7 protein-coding genes are annotated in these 7,274 nt (G+C 74.6%); 4 read left to right on the top strand and 3 right to left on the bottom strand.

Translation table 11 applies throughout. The features are described from left to right. Positions 1–922: SDR family oxidoreductase (locus PGN05_RS22415; RefSeq protein ID WP_419754793.1), on the bottom strand; the 922-nt coding region annotated here is incomplete at its 3' end. Between the two features lie 395 nt (positions 923–1,317). Here PGN05_RS22415 and PGN05_RS22410 point away from each other — a divergent pair. After that, positions 1,318–3,864 (top strand): DEAD/DEAH box helicase, encoded by a 2,547-nt coding sequence (locus PGN05_RS22410; protein ID WP_419754792.1) that lies wholly within the window; start codon positions 1,318–1,320, stop codon positions 3,862–3,864. Here PGN05_RS22410 and PGN05_RS22405 read toward each other — a convergent pair. Beyond that, complete coding sequence (locus PGN05_RS22405; RefSeq protein WP_419754791.1) at positions 3,861–4,205, bottom strand: arginase family protein; 345 nt, start codon at positions 4,203–4,205, stop codon at positions 3,861–3,863. The genes PGN05_RS22410 and PGN05_RS22405 overlap by 4 nt on opposite strands. Before the next feature lie 153 nt (positions 4,206–4,358). Here PGN05_RS22405 and PGN05_RS22400 point away from each other — a divergent pair, with 153 nt between their 5' ends. Genes PGN05_RS22400 through PGN05_RS22390 form a run of 3 tightly spaced genes read left to right on the top strand, consistent with a single transcriptional unit; the run spans position 4,359 to position 6,689 of the window. Beyond that, positions 4,359–5,138, top strand: a complete 780-nt coding sequence (locus tag PGN05_RS22400; protein ID WP_419754790.1) for a sulfite exporter TauE/SafE family protein — start codon at positions 4,359–4,361, stop codon at positions 5,136–5,138. Positions 5,139–5,184: 46 nt separating this feature from the next. Next, complete coding sequence (locus PGN05_RS22395) at positions 5,185–5,925, top strand: hypothetical protein (protein WP_419754789.1); 741 nt, start codon at positions 5,185–5,187, stop codon at positions 5,923–5,925. Further along, positions 5,922–6,689 (top strand): sulfite exporter TauE/SafE family protein, encoded by a 768-nt coding sequence (locus PGN05_RS22390; RefSeq protein WP_419754788.1) that lies wholly within the window; start codon positions 5,922–5,924, stop codon positions 6,687–6,689. Before PGN05_RS22395 ends, PGN05_RS22390 begins: the two co-directional genes overlap by 4 nt. A gap of 97 nt (positions 6,690–6,786) precedes the next feature. Here the strand turns inward: PGN05_RS22390 and PGN05_RS22385 are convergent. Beyond that, the coding region (locus PGN05_RS22385; RefSeq protein ID WP_419754787.1) for a hypothetical protein at positions 6,787–7,274 on the bottom strand (488 nt) is incomplete at its 5' end.

Genomic DNA, 7,274 nt, shown 5'->3' with positions numbered 1-7,274 from the left:
CCGGCGCGGGGGAGCGGGACCGCGGGCGCGCGGCACCCCCGCCCCCGCGCAACTCCGCGACAGCCCACAGGATGGGCTTGCCGCCGGTCACCGCGACGCGGGCGCCGGAGACGTAGGACGCCTCGTCGCTGGCCAGCAGCACGTACACCGGCGCCAGCTCGGCCGGCTGGCCGGGACGGCCCATCGGCACCTGCTGGCCGAAGCTCTCCACCTTCTCCTCGTCCATGGTCGCCGGGATCAGCGGCGTCCAGACGGGGCCGGGCGCGACGCTGTTGGCCCGGATCCCCTTCTCCGCGTACATCTGCGCCAGCGAGGCGGTGAAGTTGGCGATGCCCGCCTTGGTCATCGCGTAGGCGATCAGGTGCGGGCTCGGGCTGTCGGAGTTGACCGACGACGAGTTGATGATCGACGCACCCGGCTGCATGTGCGGGATGGCGTCCTTGCACAGGGTGAACATCGCCGACAGGTTCAGCGCGACGGTGTGGTCCCACTCGTCGTCGGAGATCTCCTCCAGCGTCGGGTGGCTCATCTGGAACGCGGCGTTGTTGACCAGGACGTCGATCTTCCCGAACGCCTCGACCGCCTTCGGCACGATCGTCTTGGCGTGCGCCCGGTCGGCGAGGTCACCCGGCACCAGCACGCACGTCCGGCCGGCCTCCTCGACGTACCTCTTGGTGTCCTCGGCGTCCTCGTGCTCGTTCAGGTAGGAGATCAGGACGTCGGCGCCCTCGCGGGCGAAGGCGATCGCGACCGCCCGGCCGATGCCGCTGTCCCCACCGGTGATGACCGCCGCCTTGCCGGTCAGCCTGCCGGACCCGCGGTAGGTCTCCTCCCCGTGGTCGGGCTTCGGGTCCATGGCGCCGAGCGTGCCGGGCACGTCCTGCTGCTGGGCGGGCTGGGACTCGGGGCGGGGTGACGACACGGGGCTCCTCCGGTGGGTGGCGCGGGCGCCCGGGTCCCGGTGACCCCGGCGTCCTCGCCCGCCCGCCTACCCCGCTCGCTCGGCGGAGAACCGGACGAGGACGGCGGTCACGCCGCCCGCGGGACCGCCGCCCGGGACGGGGGCGCGACGGGGAGCTGCCAGCGCATCTCGAGACGCCGTCGGCCCGAGCCGTCCGTGATGAAGACCCACTGGCACTCCGGACACCGCGTGTCGCGCATGGGATGGACACCTCTCGTTCACCTGTTGTTCACCTGGGAACGAGCATCGCCCACCGGGACGCCCGGGTGCACCGTCCGTTACCGGATCGTGACCGTCTCTGACCCCGCGGGGCGACGGCGGGAAGGTCTCCGGCCTGGGGCACGCTGTGCTCCCTGATGACCGCGATCGCCCCGCCCCTCCTCGACGACCCCGCCGACCTGTCCGCGCTGCGCACCCTCGGCGCGGACGCCGACGACCTGTTCACCCGGTTCGCCGCGTGGGCGGAGGCCGGCGGCACGACGCTGTACCCGCACCAGGAGGAGGCGCTGATCGAGCTGGTCAGCGGCGCCAACGTCGTCCTGGCCACGCCCACCGGCTCGGGCAAGTCCCTGGTCGCGACGGGCGCGCAGTACGCGGCCCTGGCCGCCGGACGGCGCAGCTGGTACACCGCGCCGATCAAGGCGCTGGTCAGCGAGAAGTTCTTCGCGCTCTGCGGGGTCTTCGGCGCGGCCAACGTCGGCATGCTGACCGGCGACGCGGCGGTGAACCGGGACGCGCCGATCATCGCCTGCACCGCGGAGGTGCTGGCCAACGTGGCGTTGCGGGAGGGCGCCGACGCCGACGTGGGCCTGGTCGTCATGGACGAGTTCCACTTCTACGGCGACCCCGACCGCGGCTGGGCCTGGCAGGTGCCGCTGCTGGAGCTGCCCCGGGCGCAGTTCCTGCTCATGAGCGCCACGCTCGGCGACGTCACCACGCTGCGGGAGGACCTCACCCGCCGGACCGGCCGGCCCACCGCCCTCGTCGCCACCGCCGAGCGCCCGGTGCCGCTGCACCACTACTACGCGACCACGCCGATGCACGAGACCATCCAGGAGCTGCTGGACACCCGGCAGGCACCGGTCTACGTCGTCCACTTCACCCAGGCCTCGGCACTGGAGCGGGCGCAGGCGCTGATGAGCGTCAACGTGTGCACCAAGGAGGAGAAGGCCGCGATCGCCGACATGATCGGCGGGTTCCGGTTCACCTCCGCGTTCGGGACGACGCTCTCGCGGCTGGTCCGCCACGGCATCGGCGTCCACCACGCCGGGATGCTGCCCAAGTACCGGCGGCTGGTGGAGCAACTGGCCCAGGCCGGGCTGCTCAAGGTCATCTGCGGCACCGACACCCTCGGCGTCGGCATCAACGTGCCGATCCGCACCGTCGTCTTCTCCGCGCTGTCCAAGTACGACGGCACCCGCACCCGGCTGCTCAACGCGCGGGAGTTCCACCAGATCGCCGGGCGCGCCGGCCGGGCCGGGTACGACACCGCGGGCACCGTCGTGGTGCAGGCCCCCGAGCACGAGGTCGAGAACCTCAAGCAGTTCGCCAAGGTCGCCGACGACCCGAAGAAGCGCCGCAAGCTGGTGCGCCGCAAGGTGCCCGAGGGCATGGTGCCGTGGTCGGAGGCGACCATGCGGCGGCTCATCGACGCCGATCCGGAGCCGCTGACCAGCAACATGCGGGTGACGACGGCGATGGTCCTCGACGTCGTCGACCGCCCGGGAGACCCCGTCGTCGCCATGCGGCGGCTCCTGACCGAGAACCACGAGCCGCGCAAGCGGCAGCTGCGGCACATCCGTGAGGCGATCGGCATCGCCCGCTCGCTGCTGCAGGCCGGCGTCCTCGAACGGCTGCCCGAGCCCGAGCCCGACGGCCGCCGCTACGACCTGACCGTCGACCTGCCGCCGGACTTCGCGCTCAACCAGCCGCTGTCCACCTTCGCCCTGGCCGCCATCGAGCTGCTGGACCCGGCGAGCGACACCTACGCCCTCGACGTGGTCAGCGTCATCGAGGCCACCCTCGACGACCCCCGCCAGATCCTCGCCGCGCAGCTGAACAAGGCCAAGGGCGAGGCCGTGGCGCAGATGAAGGCCGAGGGCATCGAGTACGACGAGCGGATGGAGCTCCTGGAGGGGATCACCCACCCCAAGCCGCTGGAGGAGCTGCTCGAGCACGCCTTCGGCGTCTACGTGCACACCAACCCGTGGGCCGCCGACGCCCACCCCTCCCCGAAGTCGGTCGTGCGGGACATGTGGGAGAACGCGTACACCTTCCGCGAGCTGGTCAACACCTACGGGCTGACCCGCGCGGAGGGCGCGGTGCTGCGCTACCTGTCCGACGCGGTGAAGGCGCTGCGCTCCGGCGTCCCGGCGGCCGCGCGCACCGAGGAGGTCACCGACCTCGTCGAGTGGCTGGGCGAGCTGGTGCGGCAGGTCGACTCCAGCCTGCTCGACGAGTGGGAGCAGCTGACCAGCCCCGACCAGCCGCTCGACGTGCCGGTCGCCGTGCCCGCCCGGCCCCGGCCGCTCACCGGCAACGAGCGGGCGTTCACCGCGATGGTGCGCAACGCGCTGTTCCGGCGGGTGGAGCTGTGGGCCCGCCGCCGCTGGTACGACCTCGGGGAGCTCGACCGGGCCTCCGGCTGGGACGCCGACCGGTGGGGCGAGGTCGTGCAGGGCTACTTCGCCGAGCACGCGGAGGTGCACACCGGCGCCGACGCCCGCGGCCCGGCGCTGCTCATCTGGGACAAGAGCGAACCGGGCGTGTGGCGGGTGCGCCAGATCGTCGACGACCCGGCCGGCCACCACGACTGGGGCCTCGACGTGGCGGTCGACCTCGAGGCGTCCGACGAGGAGGGCGCCGTCGTGCTGCGCCTGCTCGACGCCGGCCGCAAGGACTAGAGGGGGCCGGCTGCCTCGGCGATCGCCTCGAGCAGGTCCAGGGCCACCCCGCGCAGCCGGCCCTCGGGGTCGTACGACGGGTCGTAGGACGCCAGCGTGGCCGAGACGACCGGCAGGTGGACGGCGGTCCGCCGCAGCAGGTCGTGCACCTCCTCCGCCGTGAGCCCGCCGCGGGCGGCGTAGCCGTTGGCCGAGGCGATCGGCGGGTCGTGGACGTCGAGGTCGACGTGCCAGTGGACGGCGTCCACCCGGGCGGCCAGCCCGGTGAGGGCGGCCTCGACCGCGGCCGGGTCGCGGGCCTGCGCGGGCCGCAGCCAGGTCACCGCCGAGGCCTCGAGCACCCGCGGGGGCAGTGGGGCCGGCGCCCATGCGGACGTCGCGGAACACCGAGTCGAACGGCGCGGACAGCAGGCGGACGGGCACGGGCGCGGGCATGACGGTGATCACACCACCGCCGGCCGCCGGGCTGTGACCGCCCGTGCCACGCTCGACGGGTGACCGGCTGGCAGATGGTCGCGGTCGCGGCGGCCGGGCTGGCCGCCGGCGGCATCAACGCCGTCGTCGGCTCGGGGACGCTGGTCACCTTCCCGGTCCTGCTCGCCGTCGGGCTCCCGCCGGTGACGGCGACGGTGACCAACTCCCTGGGCCTGGTGCCGGGCAACCTCACCGGGTCGATCGGCTACCGGCGCGAGCTGCGCGGGCAGCGGGGCCTGCTCCTGCGGCTGCTGCCGGCGTCGGTGCTGGGCGCGCTCACCGGCGCCTTCCTCCTGCTGCACCTCCCCGCGTCGGCCTTCGAGGCGGTGGTGCCGGTCCTGGTCGGCCTGGCGGTCGTGCTGGTCGCCGTCCAGCCGCTGCTGCAGCGGGCGCTGGCCCGCCGCCGCAGCGACGAGGACGCACCGGACCGGCTGGGCCGCGGGCGGCTGGCCGCGCTGTTCGCCGGCGCCTACGCCACTGGCAGCTACGGCGGCTACTTCGCCGCCAGCCAGGGCGTGCTGCAGATCGGCATCTTCGGACTGCTGCTGCACGAGTCGCTGCAGCGCCTCAACGCGCTCAAGAACGTGCTCACCCTGGCGGTGAACGCGGTCGCCGCGGGCGTCTACGTCGTCGTCGCGACCGACCGGGTGGACTGGGTGGCCGCGGGGCTGGTCGCCGGGGGCGCGCTGCTCGGCGGGCACCTCGGGGCACGGTTCGGCCGGCGGCTGCCGCCGGCGGTGCTCCGGACCGCGATCGTCGTCCTCGGCTGCGTCGCGATCGCCGTGCTGCTGACCCGCTGACCGGCCCCGTTGGGTGCGCCGGGGGTGCGCGCGGCAAGCTGGTGCCGTGACCGCCACCCAACGGTTCGACGACACCTTCCGCTCCGCACCGGCCGAGCTGGCCGCGCCCGAGTTCCTGCCGGCGCGCCTGGCCCGTGCCTGCGCCGCCGCCCTGGGCGTCGAGGGCGCCGGGCTGAGCCTGCACGTCGGCGCGCTGAAGACCCCGATCGGCGCGAGCGACGAGGTCACCGCGTACGCCGAGCGTCAGCAGTTCACCCTCGGTGACGGCCCCTGCCTGCGGGCCTCGGACGACGGCTCGACGATCGCCTTCGACGAGGAGGACATCGAGCGCAACTGGCCCGAGTTCTGGCAGTCCCTCACGACGGAGACGCCGTACCGGGCGGTGCTGTCGGTGCCGCTGCCCCCGCCGCTGGGCCCGCTGGTCGTGCTGGACCTCTACGTGCGGGACCCGGCCGCACTGACCCGACTGCCGCGCGAGGAGGTGACCGCCGTCGTCACGCGCACGGGCGCCGAGCTGGCGCTGACCGTCACCGGACCGGAGTTCCCCGACGACGGCAGCGGCTGGCTGGACACCCCCGACGCCCGGCGGCGGACTCAGGTCTGGCAGGCCATGGGGCTGGTGGGGGTGGAGTTCGACCTCGACGGCCCCGACGCCATCGCGGTCATGCAGGGGGCCGCCCTGGCCAGCGGGCGGGTGGTCGACGACGTGGCCGAGGAGCTCGTCACCGGCCGGGTGACGCCGGGCGAGCTGTGGGACGAGCCGGTTCCCGAGGACGACGCCGGGTGAGTCCCTGGGAGTTCGGCTTCCTCGTCCTCGCCGGCGTCGGAGCCGGGCTCACCGGCAGCATCGCCGGCCTGGCCTCCCTGGTCAGCTATCCCGCGCTGCTGGCCACCGGCCTGCCGCCGGTGACCGCCAACGTCACCAACACCGTCTCCCTGGTCCTCAACAGCGTCGGCTCGGTGAGTGCCTCCGGGCCGGAGCTGCGCGGGCAGGGCCGGCGGCTGCTGCGGCTGGCCGCGGGGGCGGTGCTCGGCGGCGCCGCGGGCGCGGCGCTGCTGCTGCTGACGCCGTCGGACGCGTTCGAGCGGATCGTGCCCTGGCTGATCGCCGGGGCGTCAGTGGCCCTGCTGCTGCAGCGGCCGCCGCGGGAGCTGGCCGCCGAGGGAGCCCGGGCGCACCCCGACCACCGGGATCCCTGGTGGCTGCCGCTGGGCACCTTCGCGGTGGCCGTGTACGGCGGCTACTTCGGCGCGGCGGCCGGCGTCATGATGCTGGCGATGTTCCTGCTCTCCACCGGAGAGGGCCTGCCCCGGGGGAACGCGCTCAAGAACGTCGTGCTGGGCATCGCCAACGCGGTGGCAGCGGTCGGCTTCCTCGTCCTGGCGCCCGTGGCGTGGTCGGCGGCGCTCCCGCTGGCCCTCGGCCTGTTCGTCGGCGGCCGGATCGGACCCGGGGTCGTCCGCCGTGCGCCCCAGACGGTGCTGCGCCGGCTGATCGCCGTCGCCGGCCTCGGGCTCGCCGTGCACCTGGCGGTCCAGGCCCACACCTGAGTTGCTCCCGGGGCTGTCAGGTGACCGCGCCCCTGGGTCACCTTCCGCGCCCCGGTCCGCTCCTCGCTCGTTCCTCGCTGCGATGCTCCCGGGGCTGTCAGGTGACGTAGGCGGCGAGGAAGAGCACGAAGGCGCTGGCCAGCAGGAGCAGCCGGGCCGGCGTCAGGCCGTTGATGAGGTTGGCCGTCGCCTCCACCCAGGCCGGCCGGATGCCGGCCTCCCGGGCGCCGCGGCGCACCAGGCGCACCTCGTCGGCGAGCAGCGCCCCGGCCGCGCCGAGCATCCCGAGCCCGACGGTGAGGAACACCAGGGCCAGCCGCTCGCTGAACGCCTCGGCCACCCCGCTGAGCAGCAGGGACACGACGATGCCGGCGACGAGGCCGAGCAGGGCCCCGGCCACCGGCGCCCACGGGCCCATGCGGGTCAGCGGGCTGGCCCGCCGCGGGCCCACCCGGGGCCGGCCCGTCACCGGCAACGTGGCCTGGTGCCCCTCGGGCGGCAGCGGCGCCGGGGCCGGCGCGGGAGTCGGTGCGGGCGGTGCCGGCGGCCCGGGGTCAGGCGCGGGCGGCGCGGCGGGCGGGGCGA

Origin of the sequence: Geodermatophilus sp. CPCC 206100 (assembly GCF_048569675.1) — a bacterium.
In the GTDB taxonomy this organism is placed as follows: domain Bacteria; phylum Actinomycetota; class Actinomycetes; order Mycobacteriales; family Geodermatophilaceae; genus Geodermatophilus.
The sequence above is the reverse complement of the archived record's forward strand: the minus strand, read 5'-3'. Positions and strand labels throughout refer to the sequence as shown.